Raw genomic sequence first — 16,444 nt, forward strand, 5'->3', positions numbered from 1 at the left:
CGGAGTTGTTGGGAATCAGAGTCCGAGCGGGTGTGTGGAGAGCCAGTCGGCATGAGCGTTCTTCAGGGCGTCCCGTTCTTGGGGACCGGCGAGGATGACGTCGGCACCGCCGTCGTAGGGAAGGTAGAGGCGTCGCAGGTCGGTGTCCATGATGATGACGCCGGCGCATTCGTCATCGGCGACCGCCCGCAGCAGGGGGTCCAGGATTCGTGACTTCCAGCGCTGCTCGCTGACGTGTAGGTGCAGGGTTCCGCCGGGATCGGAGTCCTCATCTTCGCGGAGCCTCATCCACGGGCGTGAGCCGGGATTGAGGGCGTGCGGATCGGTGGAGGACCACACCTCGATGCCTTCGTCGGGGACGAGGCTCATGGTCACGACGTAGACGGGTTGGCCGGCGAACAACTCGGTGAGCACAGTGTTGTAGCGGTTGAGCAGAATCTCGTATTCAGCGGCGGTGTCGGCGTACCGCTTGGATTCCGGCAGGCTGTGAAAGCGCACCCAGCAGTCCGTAGGGCAGCGGAGTTCATAGCCGATGGGCGGACTGTCCGGCCAACGCGACCACCACAATGCTGACAGCTCAGGTAAGGCAGGGGTCGGGAGTTCCCGGTAAGGCATCTGGCCAGAGTAACGCCGGCGGCCGCCGATGAATGCCCCCGCGGCCAGGTCACCGCGCTCCAGGCCGACCGGCCGATGCGGATGCGGATGCGGATCGAGCACCACCTCACTCGAACTGGCCCGCAATACATCGGCGGAATTGTCGGAAGTGATGGCTAAGGTCGCGGCCATGGCTTCGTCGCCCCGTTACCCCTGGCTGGACCGTCTCCGCGCCGTGAACGACAGCGCTCAGGAGTACTTCGCGCAGTTCAGGGCTTCTCTTCCGCCCCACCAGGCGCAGTTCGACGATGGATTCGGCCGTGCTTCCTGGCTCGGCGCACCAGGGGCCGCGCAGGCCGAGATCGAGCAGCTTGAGGAACGTCTCGGCATGCGGCTGCCGCCGAGTTACCGGGAGTTTCTCCAGGTCACCAATGGCTGGGATGAGTACAGCCACGCGACTCTCCGGTTGCTGACGACAGCCGAGGTCGGCTGGACCCGTGACGTTGACCCGGAGCTCGGCCAGATCTGGGATGAGCTGGACGGCCCTTCCGGACCGCAGGGGCGGGAGTCCGTGTCGGACAGCCTGTTCATCGCCGAGTACATCGAGGGGCAGGTCTATCTTCTCAACCCGTACGTGGTCGGGCCGGATGGCGAATGGGAGGCCTGGGATTTCGCGACGTGGCATCCGGGGGAGTTGCGGTTCAGATCGTTCTGGGATCTCATGGAGCGGGAATTCAGCCAGTACTTATCGGGGCGTTGACGTGCCTCCATCGAGCCGTTTCCCGTGCAGGTGGTGCGGGTGGCCGGCCATTCCTGCCGGAGCCGCTCTTCTCGCGCGGAGCGGAAGACGCTACGCTGATCACGATGAATACCTCCTACATCAGATTGGGGGCCCCGTTCACGCAAGGTGAGTGCTGATGCCGCACTCGACCTCGAACGAGGATCCCCGCCTTACTCTCTGGCTGCGCGTGCGCGAGTTCGCCGTGCCGCCCTCCATGATCGAGTCAGCGACCGCCCGCCGTACCACCGGAGATTGGGCAGCAGCGTGTGCGGCAGCACACGTGGACGTCGATCTCAACCTGCGCCACATAGCGCGCCTCCACGGCCAGGAACTGGCCACCCACCTCCGCACCGACCTCCGCCATCTGGCACCTGACCTGCTGCGCTGGCACATGCCGAGGATCGCCCCCAACGGTCTGATACGTCCGGGCCTGACCTTCTCGCTGGCCCGGTACCGCGAGGGCGACGACACGGTTCACCTCGTGGCCAGAACCCCGCCGGCCTGGGCGGATGCCGGTCAGCGGATCAGCCTGGCGCTCTGGGACGGCTCCCGGTCCGGGCCGCATCCGCACCCCCATCCCCATCCGAACCGACGCTTCCGCCTCGACCTGCATCGCCACTTGTGGGATGCGCGCAGGGCCGGTGAGCTGCGTACACGTTCCGAGACGGCGCCGCACGCACGGGGCTGGGCCGTCGATCGGTGGCCGGCCGAGGCCCGGTTGCTGCTCGGCGCCGAGGGGCAGGACGCGGGTACGGTCGCCGTCCGCGTCGGCGGGCGGCGACAGCTGCTCCTCGACGTGGGCGCGTCCCAGGTCGGCGACGAAGGCCCCGCGCCGCCGCCGATCTTGCCTGATGCGGCGACCTGGGTGCTGCCCGACCTGGCGTTGCTGCGTGCCGGGCTGATCGAGGCCGGCAGGCTGCACCCGCTCGTCGCGGCGGCGCTCGTACCAGGGCATTCGCCGGACGCCAAGCCATCCGGCCACCAGGGCGAGAACGGGCCGCGCATGGTCGAGTGCCGCGGCGCCTGGCACAGGATCGCGCTCGTGAACGGCGTGCTGGTCGCCCTCGATCACGACCCGGCCGAGATCCGGCGCGAGAAGCTGCTGGCCGAGTTGACCGGCACCCCGTTGCCCTGTTTGCGGCTGATCGAGGAGGCCCACCGTTCCCCGGAGTGCCTCCTCGACGTCCGCGCGCGGCTGGAGCACGGCGACGCCGCCGGTGCTCAGGCCACCCTCGACGGTCTCCTCGGACCTGGTGCGCGGCTGCCCGAGGGCGCGCTGCGCGACGTGCTCGAGGAGGCGGCGCTGCGGCGGATCGACCACGGGCTGTTCCGCGCCGGGCTCGGGCCGGAGCCGGGGCCGGCCGAGCGACCGGACCGCCGCTCCCGTAAAGGCCGGGCGCGCCCGCGCCACGCCACACACCGCTGACTCTTTCCTAGACCTCCAAGGTGATTCATCATGCTTTCGTCCGTTCACGCCTCGCGCCTTGAAGTCGCCGGCGATCTGCTGTCCCTGCTCCGCGACACCACCACGGAGCCACGTACCGACACGCAGTTGGAGGCCCTGACCCTGGCCGTGGCGGCCGACCTGCCCGTCCTGCTGTGGGGGGAGCCGGGGATCGGCAAGACCGCGGCGCTGCAGCAACTCGCCGAGGCGCTCGACCTGCCGCTCACGACGGTGATCGCGAGCGTGCACGAGCCGTCCGACTTCTCCGGCCTGCCGGTGGTCGGTGACGACCCTGCCGCGCAGGGCGTCCCGATGGCGCCGCCGGACTGGGCCGTACGCCTGGCTCGCGGGGGCCGGGGACTGCTCTTCCTGGACGAGCTGTCCACGGCGCCGCCCGCCGTACAGGCCGCCCTGCTCCGCCTGGTCCTGGAACGGCGGGTCGGGGCCCTGCGGCTCCCGGCAGGTGTCCGGATCGTGGCGGCGGCCAACCCGCGTTCCTCCGCCGCTGATGGCTGGGAGCTGAGCCCGCCGCTCGCGAACCGGTTCGTCCACCTGCAATGGCGTCACGATCACGATGTCGTCGTACGCGGCCTCGGCGGGACCTGGCCGCGCGCGAGCCTGCCGTGGCTCGACCCGGAGCGGCTGCCCGAGGCGGTGACGTTCGCCCGGCGCGCGGTGTGCGGGCTGCTCACCGCCCGCCCCGATCTCGTCCACCGGCTGCCGAACAACGAGGCACACCGGGGCGGCCCGTGGCCCTCACCTCGCAGCTGGGAGATGGCGTTGTGCCTGACCGCCTTCGCCACCGCGGCCGACGCGTCCAAGGACGCGCTGTCCATGCTGGTCAGGGGCACGGTGGGGGACGGGCCTGGGCTGGAGCTGCTTGCCGCCATGGATCGGATGGACCTCCCCGACCCCGAGGCGCTGCTGGCCGACCCGGCGACGGCCGAGCTGCCCCAGCGGGGTGACCTGCGCCAGGCCGTACTCGACGGTGTGGTCGCGGCCGTGCGGAAGCGGCCGGAGAAGGAGCGGTGGGACGCGGCATGGGCGCTGCTGGTGCGAGCGCTGGAGACCGGCGCCCCGGACCTGGTGGTCGTGCCCGCCTCCACGCTCGCCGCGCTGCGCCGCCCGGACTGGAAGGTCCCGGCCGCGATCGAGCGGCTCGCCGGGGTGGTCTCCTTGGGCAGGAAGGCGGATGAGGTCGCGGCGCGGGTGGCGGGCTGATGGACCTCGAGAAGCTCTTCACCGCCCGGCTGTACGCCGCGCGGGCCCGGCCCTATCTGGCGACGGCGCTGTTCGCGCTGCACCCGGTGGAGTCGCGGTACGTGCCCACGATGGCCGTGGACCGGCACTGGCGATGTTATGTCTCACCGGCGTTCGTCGCACGAACCCCTGTCGAGGAGCTGGCGAGCGTGTGGGTGCACGAGGTCTCCCACCTGCTGCGCGACCATCACGGCCGCAGCGACCGGGTCGCCCGGCAGCAGGAGCTGACGGGACGGGGAGAGCGGCTGCGGATGAACATCGCCGCCGACTTCGAGATCAACGACGACGTGTACGGTGACGGGCTGGCCTGGCCTGATGGCGCCGTCCAACCGAAGATGCTGGGGCTGCGCGAAGGCGAGCTCATGGAGGACTATCTGCGCCAGTTCCGGCTCGGGCCGTACATGCAGGATCTGGTCTGGCTGGACTGCGGCAGCGGCGCCGACGGACTCGAGCGGGAGTGGGATCTCGGGCCGGAGGGCGCGAACGGGCTCAGTGACCACGAGCGGGAGGCGGTCCGGTTCCGGGTGGCGCAGGGCATAAACGCCCATCCGGGGAACGTGCCGAAGGGATGGCGACGGTGGGCGGAGGAGGCCTTCCACCCGCCGCAGCCGTGGCGGGAACTGCTCGGCACGGCCATCCGCTCGGCGGTGTCAGGACCCGGCGTGGGCGAGGACTACACCTACGGCAGGCCGCCGCGGCGCTCGGCCGGCCTGCCCGGCGTCATCCTGCCGAGCCTGCGGCGCAGGCCGCCGCGGATCAGCGTGGTCATCGACACCTCCGCGTCGGTCAGCGACGCCGAGCTGGGGAGCGCGTTGCTGGAGGTCGCCGCGATCGTCCGCGCCGTGGGCGGCCGGCGCGACCTGGTCAGCGTCCTGTCCTGCGACGCGGCGGCCCGGGTCGCGCAACCGCTGTGCCGGGCCGAAGGGATGACGCTGGTGGGCGGCGGCGGCACGGACCTGCGTGCGGGCATCGCCAAGGCGCTGCGGGCGAGCCCGCGGCCGAACGTCATCGTGGTCCTGACCGACGGACAGACCCCGTGGCCGCGGGAACGGCCGGCGTCCCGCATGGTGGTGGGGCTGTTCTCCCGGCCCAAGCGGTCGTACGAGAGCGATCCCGACTACGTGCCGGACACGCCGCCTTCATGGGCACGGACGGTCGAGATCGGCTAGGCAGGCCGGCCTTGGTGGTCCTACGGCCCGGGCGCCACCGAGCTACGCGGGCCCCGTCGGCGGTCCCTTCTTGGCGCGGGTCAGAAGGGGCCGCTCTCCGGATAGCCGGCCTTTATGACGGCCTTGCGGGTCTTCGGGTCGAGCTTCTTCTCGCTGATGACCTTGCCGGCCGCCGGTGCGGCGATCTTCACCTTGGCGCCCCAGCCCGAATACCTGGTATCGGTGTGGAAGGCCATCTGGTCATAGGCTGAGGTGTCGTCATCCGGGTAGGTCGTCGTGTCGACGACCGAGCGGGTGAGCAGGTTGCGTGCATCGAAGTACAGGTGAAACTCGACGTCGCCTTCCCCGGCGGACTTGTCGTGCCGGAAGTCGGCGAGTGTGGCGGTGCCCTTATAGTGGCCGGTCGCTACTTCTGACGCATTGTCCACCATGAACTGCAGTTCTGCCGGAGTGACGCCGCTGTTGAGCAGGGTGTTTTCGCGCGCGCTGGTCTTCGACCGGATCCAGGAAAGACCGGAAGGCAGCGCCTTGGCGATGCCGGCGTTGGTCACGTAGGCGTTTCTGCCCTCGGCGATGACGCGGTAGGGAGAGTTGGACTCTTTCTGGCGTGAGGACATGCGAACACGCAGGTCAGCAGCCGCTACGTTGCCTTTGCCGAAAGCCAGGGTGCCGGCCGTGTGGGTGTTCACCTGTACCTGCATTGCCTGGTCGTCGGCGGTGAAATCGAGAGTGATGCCGCTTGATTCGGTGATCTTCACGCCTTTGCCCGGGACCAGTTGGGCTTTCAGGGCTTTCACCGGGTTCACCGGGGCGGCCTGCACGGATGCGACAGAGGCCGCCTGAGCGGGTACGGCCACCGTGCACACGGTCGCGGCCGTTGCCGCGAGGCCTGCGAAGAAGAGTTTCATCGGTTTCCTTGCTCGGGGGATATAGCAGGGAAAAGAGTAAGAGGGTGGTGTTGGCGAGATAAGGGATTTCTTATAACAATCTGTGCATCCCCGTGGTGACAGTTCCCGATGAAGGCGGGCGGGATACTCCTTGCGCCGCTCTCGTATTTTCCGCCGCCTCCTCGCTTTGCGGCTTTCAGACCTGGGCCAGGCCGCCGTCGACGAAAAGCTCGGCGCCGGTGGTGAACGAGCCCTGGTCGCAGGCCAAGAAGACCGCCGCGGCGGCGACCTCGTCGGGATCGCCCATGCGGCCAAGGGGGATTGGCCCGGCGAAGGCCGCCTTCATTCGCCGCTGGGCATCCAGGTCCTCGCCGATCAGACCATCCGTGCCTGGCGTCTGGATATAGCCGGGAGCGATGGCGTTGACCCGGATCCGGAGGCCTGCCGGCCCGCTCCAGCGGCCAGTACATGGCGCCCGCGTGCACCTCGGAGATGGGGAACAGGCCGAACTTCAGCTCGGTGACCACCGCGAAGCTGCCGTCGCCACCGCGGATGGCCCAGAACAGCTCCGGTGATCCACGGCCAGTTGCCAGGCAGAGCGCCCGGCATCCCAGCCCGGATCGCCGGGCAGGATCAGCGCGCCGTCGAGATACCGGGCCAGATACACCAACTCGTGAGAGGAACCGTCAGGCACCTTGATCGTCCGTTCCGATCGGGTTCGTTGTCCCGATCGAGCGTGCCGGGGTGCATGAGTGGGGCCCATCCCACGGGTGGAGGGTTCTCCGCCCCGCCCACCCCGCAAATGAGGGACGCGCCCCGCAGCCCGGCCGGCGAACCGTGGGACCTTTCGAACCCGGAGGAGATCCGACGCCGTGCTCCCCGGCTTGCCGCGCTCTTCCTGCACAAGGTGAGATGAGGCGCAGGGCACGGTGAGGTGTCGAGCGATCTAGGTGAAATCGGCGTATGCCAAATGAGATCCGCATTTTCGGCACTTGAACAGGTAGGCCGTGGGATTGCCATCCTTGTCGAGGGCCGCGAGGAAGTCGTCCACCTGCTCGGGCGACCATCCGCCGGTGGAGTGCTCAAAACGAAGCATTTCCCGCGCATCCGGGAAGGCCGCCAACTCCGGCGCCCCGATCGGCCCAAGGAACGCGGCGCCGTCACCGCAGTGGAACAGCCAGCGTTCCTGCTGCCACCCAGAGAAGCCAGGGGTTCTCCGGCTGACGGTCTCGATCGTGTCTTTCGGCACGTTGGCGGGGGCGTCGCAGACGTCTACGAGTTCGGCGTCATAGCGGGCTGCCAGGCTCCCGTCGGCAATGCACCAGGGGCATGGTTCGCTCTCAAGGGTCTCGACGCAGTAGACCGGTCCCGTGTACACGTAGCCTCGCCGTTGACCGCAACACGCGCATGCCGCATCGGAGGCCTTCACCGACCCCGTGCTGAGCGGATCCGGATGGTAGTCGAAGCCAGGCAGCATGGCGGCAGAATACACACGCACCTGCTCGGCCGGCTCTCGGAGCCGGAGCGCCCCCGCCGGAGGCGCTCTTGGCGTCGCCCTCAGGCGAGCGCATCGGCCTCATCGAGCAACGCCGACAAGCGAGGATAGCGGCGGCTCATTTCCTCGACGTCGCCGAAGTCTGGCCGTCGAATGCGACAATATCCGGCGGGGACAGCCGGCTGAGCGTTGAGATCAGTTCGTCGCAGTAGTCGTCAGGGCCTGTCGGCGGCGGGCATCCTGCGAGAATCGCCCAGAAGTCGTCGGGAGTCATGGTCGGCATTCTGGCGGTGGCGCCGGAGCACCGTCTATCTACCCCTAACCGTCCTGCGGAACAAGAGCGGCGTGAGCTCCCGGGGCCGCCGCCGGGTGGGGAGAATGGGGCTGTGGCCAACACCGTCAAGGCACCCGCGATGCCGGGCACCATCAAGGCGGCTCAGTTCATCATCACGCTCGACGCGGCTTTCTGCCTCGTGGGCCTGGCGCTCACGCTCGTGGGCTTTTTCTCCACCTTCGATTCGGGCATCCTGCCTGCCCTGATCTACGCCGCAGGAAGATCCGCTCTTCTCGGGTGGTTGTTGAGCCGATGGTCGAGCCGCCGGAGGTACTTACGCTGGGCGATCGTCGCCGCGCAGTTGCTGGTGATCGGCGCCACCGTCCTCGACTCGGCGCTCTTCTCCACTGTGACGTGGAAGGCGATATTCGGCTCTCAGCTACTCACTTGGGCCGTCATCGTTCTGCTCCTTCTGCCCTCGGCTGGGCGCTGGTTCAACGAGCCCCGCGCCTGATGTAGCGGCAGGTGGTGGCGGTGTAGAGGCACTGGGCGGGTCGCGTGCAGACGGTCCCGCAGGTGGCGCATCGCCCGTACCGTCGCTGGATATGCGGACAGTACTGGTCGTGGGGACTGCGGGACGCCCAGGGCCTTGACGACGGCCGGGCGTCCTGGCCGCCCCTTCGCCTTCCCGGCCGTGCTCGCAACGCCGACACCTGTTAGGGTCACGGACCATGGTCTACATGTTCGTCCGTCTGCGGACTTTCTAAGACGGTGTGCTCCGCCGGTCGCTCAGCGACCAGCGGCAGTTGAGGCGAGCCCGCCAGTAGGTGCTGCGATCTGGAAACCGCACACCGTCCGGGTTCCGCTCGACCTGACCCGTCGACTCCGTATGGCCGCCGGCCGCCCTGTTGCCTTCTGTCCTTGGTAGCCATCACGGGCTGAAACAGCGCCGCCGGCGAGTTCCGACTGCCTGTGTCATCGCCGGACCTGTGCGAGCTCATGGGCAGGTCGGCCCAGCCACTCCCATCACCAGCGGCCCCGCGTCGCCCCTGACATCAGGCATGTTGCCATGCCTCAATCCGAACGGACTGTTCCGTATGCCATCCACCTCAAACAACTCATCGATCTCTGGACCCGCGTCCGGTGCCGCCCCGACGTTCGTGCTCGTTCACGGTTCCGGCTCGAGTTCCTTCATGTGGGCTCCCGTCCAGCGCGAACTGGCGTTGCTCGGTCACCGCAGCTACGCCGTCGATCTCCCAGGACATGGCCTCGACGCGCAATACCCGGTCGCCTACCAGGCGCCGCAGGACCTCGACGCGTGGGCGGTCGAGCCGTCCACATTGGGCGGGGTCACCCTGCAGGACAACGTCGACCTGGTCGTCGACGTAGTCCGCCGCCTGGCGGAACACGGGCCGGTGGTGCTGGTGGGCGCCAGCCTCGGAGGTACGACCATCACCGGGGTCGGCAACACGATCCCTGAGCTGGTGAGCCGGCTCGTATACATCTCCGCGTGGTCGTGCGTGCAACGGTCGAACCCGATCGAATACATGCAGGAGCCCGAGTTCGCCGACAACCTGATGGCCCCGCTCTACGCCCTCAACGTCGGAGACCCGTCTCAACTCGGTGCCGGCCGGGCCAACTACCGCACCGCCGACCCGGCACTGCTCGCCGCTCTCAAGGCGGCGACCATGGCGGATGTCAGCGACGAACAGTTCCGGGCCTTCCTCAACATCCTGCAGCCGGACGAATCGATAGCGGTGATGATGGCCAACGCCCGGGTGCAGGCCGACACCTGGGGCACGATCGCTCGCACCTACATTCGCCTCACCGAAGACCGGTCCCTCCCGGTGGCCATGCAGGACAGGCTGATCGCCGAAGCGAACGCCCTGACGCCTGACAATCCGTACGACGTTCACACCTTGGACACATCACATGTGGGATTCGTGTTCAGGGCCGGAGAGGTGGCCGCCATCCTCGACAAGCTGACAATTTAGCGGCACTTCAGAACGGCTCCGGGTGGCCGGCGTGCGACCCGGAGCCGGTCCATCAGAATGGGGCTGTGACGACCACCGTCAAGGCAGTCACCTGTCGGCGAGAGCGGCGGAGCGGTCCGCGGGTCCCGAGTGTGGTGACGGTGTAGAGGTACTGGGCGGGTCGAGTGCAGATGCTCCCGCAGATGGCGCATCGCCCTTAGCGTCGCTGGATATGCGGACAGTGGATGTACTGGTCGTGGGAGCGGGACTGGCCGGTCTGCGTACGGCTCGGCTGCTCGCGCTGCGAGAGCTGGATGTGATGGTGGTCGACCGGCGCAGGTCGCTGTCGGCGGGCATCCGTACGACCGGGATCTTCGTGCGTCGTACCCTTGACGACTTCGACCTGCCGGACCAGCTGCTCGGGCCCGGTGTACGGGACGTCCTGCTGTATCCGCCGTCGCGGCGGGCGCCGATCCGGCTGACCAGTGAGCGGGACGAGTACCGCGTGGCTGACATGGCGGGCGTCTATGAGCACGCGCGCCGGGCGGCGGAGTCGGCCGGGGCGCGGGTCCTCCTGGGCGTACGGTACGTCGGCGCGTCGATGGGATCTGTGCAGTTCGAGGGTGCCGAGCCGGTGAGGGCCCGGTTCATCGTCGGCGCGGACGGTGCCCGCTCCCGGGTGGCGCGTGATCTCGGTCTTGATGTCAACCGGCGCTTCTTGGTCGGTGCGGAGATCGTCCACCCGATCGCGTCAGGCACGAGCGCCCCCGCTTTTCACTGTGTGCTGGACCCTCGGGTCGCTCCGGGGTACCTGGGGTGGGTCATCGACGACGGCCGGCACGCGCATGTCGGCGTCGCGGGATATCCGGGAGCGATGCGCGCCGGCATCCGTCACCTGCTGGACGCCTTCGCCGCGGACGCGCCCGGCCGGGCGGCGCCGACCGGGCCGGTCGAGCGCCGAGGTGGTCCGATCCCGGTCGGCGGTGTGCTGCGTCGGTTGGCGTGCCCCGCCGGGCTGCTCGTCGGAGACGCGGCGGGCGCGGTGTCGCCGCTGACGGCCGGTGGGCTGGACCCGTGCTTACGCATGTCCGAACTGGCCGCGGCGGTCGCCGCCGGGTACCTGCGCACTCGCGATCAGCGCATGTTGAGCCTGTACGACGGGGGCGCGTTGCGGAGCCGGTTCCGAGGCCGGCTGTTGTTGCGCCGGGTGTTCGGCGGTATCCGATCCCGCGCCGTGGCGGAGGCGGCGGTGGGCGTGCTGCGTGGTCGTGCCGGTCGTGCCGTGGCGGCGCGGATCCTGTTCGGTGACGGTTCGTTTCCGGGGGTCAATCCACACCTTGTGGACGCTGCGATCGACCGTGCCTGGGGGTGACGCGATGAAGCCGGTTCGAGGTGCGAGTGGCGGGGTCATCTGGGCATTTCACGGCACGCCCGGCACCACCTCGCGGTCGTGGGTGCCGGTCCAAGCCGGCTGGCTGGGTGCCGCCGACGGGGTTATCGTCCTTGGGCATGACTGAGTCCGCCTACCTGCATGCCACCCAAGTGGCCTACGACACCGTCGCTGTCGACTACGCCGAGCTCCTCAGGGACGAACTCGATACCAAGCCGCTCGATCGCGCCATGCTGGCGGCGTTCGCCGAATACGTGCGGGCGCCGGAGGCCGGGGAGGTCGCCGATCTCGGCTGCGGCCCGGGGCGCGTCACCGCCCATCTGCAGTCTCTCGGGGTGAACGCCTTCGGCATCGATCTGTCGCCGAAGATGATCGCTGTCGCGCGCCGGAGCTATCCGGATCTGCGGTTCGAAGAGGGGTCGATGACCGCTTTGGACCTGGCGGACGAGGCCGTCGGCGGTGCCGTCGCGTGGTACTCGACGGTCCACACCCCGCCAGAGGTGTTGCCGACGGTGTTCGCCGAGATCCATCGGGTGCTGGCGCCGGGCGGCCGTTTCCTGATCGCGTTCAAGGTCGGTGACGAGCGTCGCCACCTGCCCAGAGGCTACGGCCATGAGATCTCGCTCGATGTCTACTGGATGCCCCCGGAGCGCATCGCCGAGCTGCTGGGCAGTGCCGGGCTGGTCCTGGACGCCCAGCTGATCCGCGAGCCTGACGAGAGCGAGAGGCCACGCTCAGGCCGGCAAGCCTTCTTCCTGGCCCACAAGCCCGACAAGTCGTCTTAGCGGTCTGATGGTCAACGTGTGGTCTGCGGAGAGTCGTCGTGGGGGCGTATGACGATGGTGCTGATTGTGCCGTTGCCCCAGACAGTGGTGTTCAGCATCATGCGAAGAGCCCATATTCGGCCGCCGTCCGGAACCAGCCCGCATTGACCTTGTCAGGGTGTCGTCGACATCGGGTATCTCGTCCGGACGGGAGTCGAACCGGCCGTGCTCGGGGCCCGCGCTCGCGGCTGAGTGTCCCGGTGGCAGCGGAGGCAGCCGGACGTCCTCCTGGTTCATCCGCTTGATGAAGCGCAGGCCGGCGGGGGCGAGCAGAGTGGCCATGTCGGCGTCGGTGAGCGTCACAGCCGCACGAGAGGGCAATATCTGCGGATGGTTCCGGAGCTCTGCCATGGTGTGAGCATGGAACCCACTCCACCGGCTCGAGGCCCAGGACGCGTCATCATTCTCAACGGGGCCTCCAGCTCCGGGAAGTCGACCCTGGCCAAGGCGCTACAGCGCTCACTCGATGAGCCGTTTCTCTATGTCTCTTCCGATCAGTTCGTGGAGAGCGGCATGCTCCCGGAGCGGCGTGACCCCGAGGGCCCCTTCTCGTGGTGGTACGAGATGCGGCCGCGCTTCTTCAAAGGCTTTCACCGGTGCCTGCCCGCCCTCGCGAGCGCGGGTAACGACCTCATCGTGGAGCACATCATCGAATTCCCGGCCTGGCGTGAAGAACTGTCACAGCTGCTGGCGGGTTTCGATGTGTTTCTTGTCGGGGTGCATTGCGACCTTGGGGAAATCGACCGGCGAGAACGCGAGCGCGGGGACCGCCATATCGGGGAGGGGCGGGGGCACGTCGAGGTTGACGGGATCCACACGTTCGGTCCGTACGACTACGAGCTGGACACCAGCCAGGGCGTCTCGGACGCACTTGTGCGGTCGGTGGTGACCGCCTGGCGATCGAGGGGCCCGCGGCGCGTGCTGACCTCGGGAGGGTACGTGCCTCACGAGATGGCCTGAGCCAGCGCGTTGCCCCCTTTGGGGTCACCGGTTCGGTCAGGAAGACGGGCGTCTGGGCCATGAACCCCGGCTCGTCCCTGGACTGCGACGGCGCCGGCCCGGTCGCCGACTCGGTGTCCTACCGGCAGGGCACGCTGTGGCTCAGCCCGGACGAGCTCGCCGAGATGCTCACCGATCTGCTCACGGTGCTGCGGGAGCGGGTCGGCAACGCTCCCGCGCCGGGCCGCGCGCCGTACCTGCTCAGCGCGATCCTCTTCCCGCCGAGCAGCCGCCCCCGGACGCCTCCAGCCGCTGAGGGTGGCCGAATGGCCTACTTCCCGAGGGGGAGACCGCCGGCCGACATCAGGGTTTCCGCGGGTGCCTTCTCCGATGCCGTACCACCCCGCCATGGCCGATCTTGATGGGGCGGAGGCCGAGAGGCGGGCTCCGGGAGGAGGGCGACGTGAAGGGGAAGAAGTACGTCAGCGTGGTCGTCGCGGCGGGTCTGGTCACGGCGGTGGCGGCGGCGCCCGCCGTCGCCGGGACGGTGGGTCCTCGTGGTCGGGCGGATCTGCAGGCGATGCTGGACAGGATCGTCGATGCCGGCGCGGTCGGGGCGATCGCCGAAGTACGCGACGGGAGCAGGACCTGGCGCGGCACCAGCGGCCGGGCGAGGATCGGCAAGGGCCAGGCGGCTCCCGTGGACGGGCGGTTCCGGGTGGGGAGCGTGACCAAGTCGTTCACGGCGACCGTGGTGCTCCAGCTCGTCGGCGAGGGCAGGCTGGAGCTGTCCGACAGCGTGGAGCAGTGGTTACCCGGGCTCGTGGACAAGGGGGCCGACACCACGATCAGGCACCTGCTCCAGCACACCAGCGGCCTGCCCGAGTACACGACGGACATGTTCGACGAGGCGGGCATCCCCAAGGAGCGCTTCCGCTCCTGGACGGGGGAGGAGCTGGTGGACAGGGTGCGGAGGCTCCCGCGCGAATTCCCGCCCGGGGACAAATACAGCTATTCCAACACCAACTACATCGTGCTCGGCCTGCTGATCGAGCGCGTCACCGGCAGGCCGTACGCGACGGAGGTCAGAGAGCGGATCCTGCGGCCGCTCGGCATGGTGCACACCCGCGTGCCGGGCGCCTCGCCGGAGGTCCCCGGGCCGCACGCCCACGCGTACGTGCCGGTCAGGAAGGGGGGCAAGGTCGTCCCGGTTGACGTCACCCGGTTCAATCCCACGATCGCCGGTGCGGCCGGTGAGATCATCTCCACGACGGAGGACCTCAACCGGTTCTACCGCGCCCTGTTCCAGGGCAGGCTGCTCCCCGCTGCCCTGGTGAAGGAGATGCAGGACCCCGGCATGACCAACAAGGCGTACGGGCTGGGCCTGGAGCCGGCGCCATTGCCGTGCGGCACCGCGTGGGGGCACGGCGGGGGCGCCCCGGGCTACCTCACGGTGGCGTTCAGCTCGGCCGACGGGTCGCGGCAGGTGGCTCTGTCGATGACCCCGTACTCGGGGGATCCCGAGAAGGCGGCCGTGGCCCTGCTGACCTCCGCGCTGTGCCCATAGGCCGGGGATTCACCAGGTGACGGGGAGCCGGTGTACGCCGTAGATGGTCATGTTCGTACGCATGGGCACCTCCTCCGGCGGCACTGCCAGCCGCAGGGCGGGGAAGCGCTCGAACAGCGCCCGGTACGCGATGCGCATCTCGAGCCTGGCCAGCTGCTGGCCCAGGCACTGGTGGATGCCGTGGCCGAAGGCCAGGTGCCCGGTCGAGGACGGACGGGTGACGTCGAGGGTCTCGGGATCCGGGAACCGCTCGGGGTCGCGGTTGGCGGCCGGGATCGACAACGTCACCACCTGGCCCTTCCTGATGGTCCGGCCGGCGATCTCCACGTCCTCCAGCGCGGCCCGCATCGGCCCGAGGTGCGGGACCGAGAGGTATCGCAGCAGCTCCTCGACCGCGCCCTCCATCAGGGCCGGGTTCCCGCGCAGCGCGGCGAGCTGGTCCGGGTTCTCCAGGAGGACGTACGCGCCCAGGCCGAGCATGGACGCCGTGGTCTCGTGACCGGCCACCAGGAGCAGCAGGCCGATCCCGGTGATCTCCTCCAGCGTCAGCTCGCCACCGGTGACGAGGCCGGAGAGCAGGTCGTTCGCCGGGTGTGCCTGTTTGGCCGCCGTGAGCTCGTACAGGTAGCCGAACAGGGAGGCCGCCGCGCCGGCGACCTCCTCCTTGGTCGATCCGTCGCGCAGGACCGTGGCGGAGTCGTGCTGGAACCGTGCGCGATCGGCGGGCGGCACGCCCAGCAGCTCGCAGATCACCAGGGACGGGACCGGCAGGGCGAACTCGCGCACCAGGTCGGCGGGCGCGCCGCCGCCTTCCATGGCGTCGAGCGTCTCGGCGGTGATCTGGGCGATCCGCGGCTCCAGGGCCTGCAGCCTGCGCACGGTGAACTGGGCGGTGAGCCGGCGGCGCAAGCGGGTGTGGTCGGGCGGGTCCAGCTGCAAGAAGAAGCCGGGCGGCTGGACGAAGCTCGCCAGGTCGATCCCCTCCCAGGCGACGGGCCAGCGCAGGTGCTCCAGGCGGCTGCTGAACCGGGCGTCGGCCAGCACCGCCCGGGCCGCCGCGTGGCCGGTCACCAGCCAGCCGTCGTGACCGTCGGGGTAGCGCATGGGCTGGATGGGCGCCTCCTCGCGCCACTGGCGCAGCTCTAGCGGAGGGTCGAACGGGGTCGGGCGTTTTGTGGGGAAGGTGATGGTCACGCTCTTACTCCTCTACACCTATAGAGCCTCTACGAATGTAGAGTAGCGAGGGAGCGTGGCGGTCCTGATTTCAGCCCTCGCCGACGGTGGCGAGCAGCGCGCGGATCTTGGGGCGCAGGTCGGGGAGTTCGCCCGGGTCGCTGAGCAGGTGGTCGAGGAGCAGGCCGTCGCCGTACGCGATGAGGTCGCGGGCCCACAGGTCCGCGTCGGGCACGCCGGAGTCGGCCAGCAGGCGGGTGATCAGGGCCCGCACGCGAGCGCCGCCGGCCAGGAGTACCTCCCGCAGCTCGGGCCGTCTCGTGGCCTCCAGGGACAGCTCGTACCTGGCGAGCTGGCGGTCGCGGCTGGTCGTGAGCCACTGCCCGAGGAGCCAGGCCGCGGCCTCGACCAGGTCGTCCGCGCCGGTCATGGACGGCGCTCGCTCCTGCAGCGCGGCCAGGTCGGCGGCGGTGTGGTCGGCGAGCCGCTCGACCGTCGCCTGGAGCAGCGCCTGCCGGGTCCTGAAGTAGTAGGAGGTCGAGCCTTCCGGCAGCTCGGCCACCCGGTCGACGGCGCGGTGGGTCAGGCCGCGCATGCCCTCCGCGGCGAGGAGCCGGATCGCCGCGTCGGCGATCTCCTGTCGTCTCGACACGGGCCGAGTCTAGTGACGACCC

18 protein-coding genes are annotated in these 16,444 nt (G+C 69.2%); 11 read left to right on the top strand and 7 right to left on the bottom strand.

What is annotated here, in order from left to right:
• Nucleotides 1-15: 15 nt before the first annotated feature.
• Nucleotides 16-498, bottom strand: a complete 483-nt coding sequence (locus H4W80_RS64750) for a DUF3885 domain-containing protein (RefSeq protein ID WP_192794012.1) — start codon at nt 496-498, stop codon at nt 16-18.
• 286 nt (nt 499-784) lie between these two features.
• On the opposite strand from H4W80_RS64750, the gene H4W80_RS40000 reads away from it, so the two are divergent.
• The 4 genes from H4W80_RS40000 to H4W80_RS40015 all read left to right on the top strand — a co-directional run bounded on the left by H4W80_RS40000 (nt 785) and on the right by H4W80_RS40015 (nt 5,248).
• Nucleotides 785-1,354: an SMI1/KNR4 family protein gene (locus H4W80_RS40000; protein WP_192789814.1), complete on the top strand. Its 570-nt coding sequence runs from the start codon at nt 785-787 to the stop codon at nt 1,352-1,354.
• A gap of 157 nt (nt 1,355-1,511) precedes the next feature.
• Nucleotides 1,512-2,801 (top strand): hypothetical protein, encoded by a 1,290-nt coding sequence (locus H4W80_RS40005; protein ID WP_192789815.1) that lies wholly within the window; start codon nt 1,512-1,514, stop codon nt 2,799-2,801.
• Between the two features lie 30 nt (nt 2,802-2,831).
• A complete protein-coding gene (locus tag H4W80_RS40010) occupies nt 2,832-4,040 on the top strand; it encodes an AAA family ATPase (protein WP_192789816.1) in 1,209 nt (402 codons plus the stop codon).
• On the top strand, nt 4,040-5,248 hold the full coding sequence (locus H4W80_RS40015; RefSeq protein ID WP_192789817.1) for a vWA domain-containing protein: 1,209 nt from the start codon (nt 4,040-4,042) through the stop codon (nt 5,246-5,248). Before H4W80_RS40010 ends, H4W80_RS40015 begins: the two co-directional genes overlap by 1 nt.
• 80 nt (nt 5,249-5,328) lie before the next feature.
• On the opposite strand, the gene H4W80_RS40020 is transcribed toward H4W80_RS40015, so the two are convergent.
• The 4 genes from H4W80_RS40020 to H4W80_RS40035 all read right to left on the bottom strand — a co-directional run bounded on the left by H4W80_RS40020 (nt 5,329) and on the right by H4W80_RS40035 (nt 7,904).
• Nucleotides 5,329-6,156 (bottom strand): hypothetical protein, encoded by an 828-nt coding sequence (locus H4W80_RS40020; protein WP_192789818.1) that lies wholly within the window; start codon nt 6,154-6,156, stop codon nt 5,329-5,331.
• 175 nt (nt 6,157-6,331) lie between these two features.
• Nucleotides 6,332-6,568 carry an SDR family oxidoreductase gene (locus H4W80_RS40025; protein WP_192794013.1) on the bottom strand — a complete coding sequence of 79 codons (237 nt, stop codon included), beginning with the start codon at nt 6,566-6,568 and terminating at the stop codon, nt 6,332-6,334.
• A gap of 513 nt (nt 6,569-7,081) precedes the next feature.
• Entirely contained in the window at nt 7,082-7,612 is a 531-nt protein-coding gene (locus tag H4W80_RS40030; protein WP_192789819.1) for a CbrC family protein, read from the bottom strand.
• 136 nt (nt 7,613-7,748) lie between these two features.
• Entirely contained in the window at nt 7,749-7,904 is a 156-nt protein-coding gene (locus H4W80_RS40035) for a DUF4240 domain-containing protein (RefSeq protein ID WP_192789820.1), read from the bottom strand.
• Nucleotides 7,905-8,016: 112 nt separating this feature from the next.
• On the opposite strand from H4W80_RS40035, the gene H4W80_RS40040 reads away from it, so the two are divergent.
• The 7 genes from H4W80_RS40040 (at nt 8,017) to H4W80_RS40070 (ending at nt 14,597) form a co-directional block, all read left to right on the top strand.
• Nucleotides 8,017-8,418 (top strand): hypothetical protein, encoded by a 402-nt coding sequence (locus tag H4W80_RS40040; protein ID WP_192789821.1) that lies wholly within the window; start codon nt 8,017-8,019, stop codon nt 8,416-8,418.
• 646 nt (nt 8,419-9,064) lie between these two features.
• Nucleotides 9,065-9,898 (top strand): alpha/beta fold hydrolase, encoded by an 834-nt coding sequence (locus tag H4W80_RS40045; protein ID WP_318787642.1) that lies wholly within the window; start codon nt 9,065-9,067, stop codon nt 9,896-9,898.
• A gap of 211 nt (nt 9,899-10,109) precedes the next feature.
• Nucleotides 10,110-11,249, top strand: coding sequence for an NAD(P)/FAD-dependent oxidoreductase (locus H4W80_RS40050; protein ID WP_192789823.1), 1,140 nt, complete (start codon nt 10,110-10,112; stop codon nt 11,247-11,249).
• A 137-nt stretch (nt 11,250-11,386) separates the two neighbouring features.
• Nucleotides 11,387-12,052: a class I SAM-dependent methyltransferase gene (locus H4W80_RS40055; protein WP_192789824.1), complete on the top strand. Its 666-nt coding sequence runs from the start codon at nt 11,387-11,389 to the stop codon at nt 12,050-12,052.
• 399 nt (nt 12,053-12,451) lie between these two features.
• A complete protein-coding gene (locus tag H4W80_RS40060) occupies nt 12,452-13,051 on the top strand; it encodes a chloramphenicol phosphotransferase CPT family protein (RefSeq protein WP_192789825.1) in 600 nt (199 codons plus the stop codon).
• A 59-nt stretch (nt 13,052-13,110) separates the two neighbouring features.
• On the top strand, nt 13,111-13,452 hold the full coding sequence (locus tag H4W80_RS40065; RefSeq protein ID WP_192789826.1) for a hypothetical protein: 342 nt from the start codon (nt 13,111-13,113) through the stop codon (nt 13,450-13,452).
• Between the two features lie 41 nt (nt 13,453-13,493).
• Nucleotides 13,494-14,597, top strand: a complete 1,104-nt coding sequence (locus H4W80_RS40070) for a serine hydrolase domain-containing protein (RefSeq protein ID WP_318787277.1) — start codon at nt 13,494-13,496, stop codon at nt 14,595-14,597.
• 9 nt (nt 14,598-14,606) lie between these two features.
• Here H4W80_RS40070 and H4W80_RS40075 read toward each other — a convergent pair whose 3' ends face one another.
• Both H4W80_RS40075 and H4W80_RS63955 read right to left on the bottom strand, forming a co-directional pair.
• The gene (locus H4W80_RS40075) at nt 14,607-15,791 is read right to left on the bottom strand and encodes a cytochrome P450 (protein ID WP_318787278.1); all 1,185 of its coding nucleotides are present in this window, start codon (nt 15,789-15,791) and stop codon (nt 14,607-14,609) included.
• 70 nt (nt 15,792-15,861) lie between these two features.
• A complete protein-coding gene (locus H4W80_RS63955) occupies nt 15,862-16,422 on the bottom strand; it encodes a TetR/AcrR family transcriptional regulator (RefSeq protein WP_318787279.1) in 561 nt (186 codons plus the stop codon).
• Nucleotides 16,423-16,444: the final 22 nt, after the last annotated feature.

This window comes from Nonomuraea angiospora (assembly GCF_014873145.1).
GTDB lineage: Bacteria > Actinomycetota > Actinomycetes > Streptosporangiales > Streptosporangiaceae > Nonomuraea > Nonomuraea angiospora.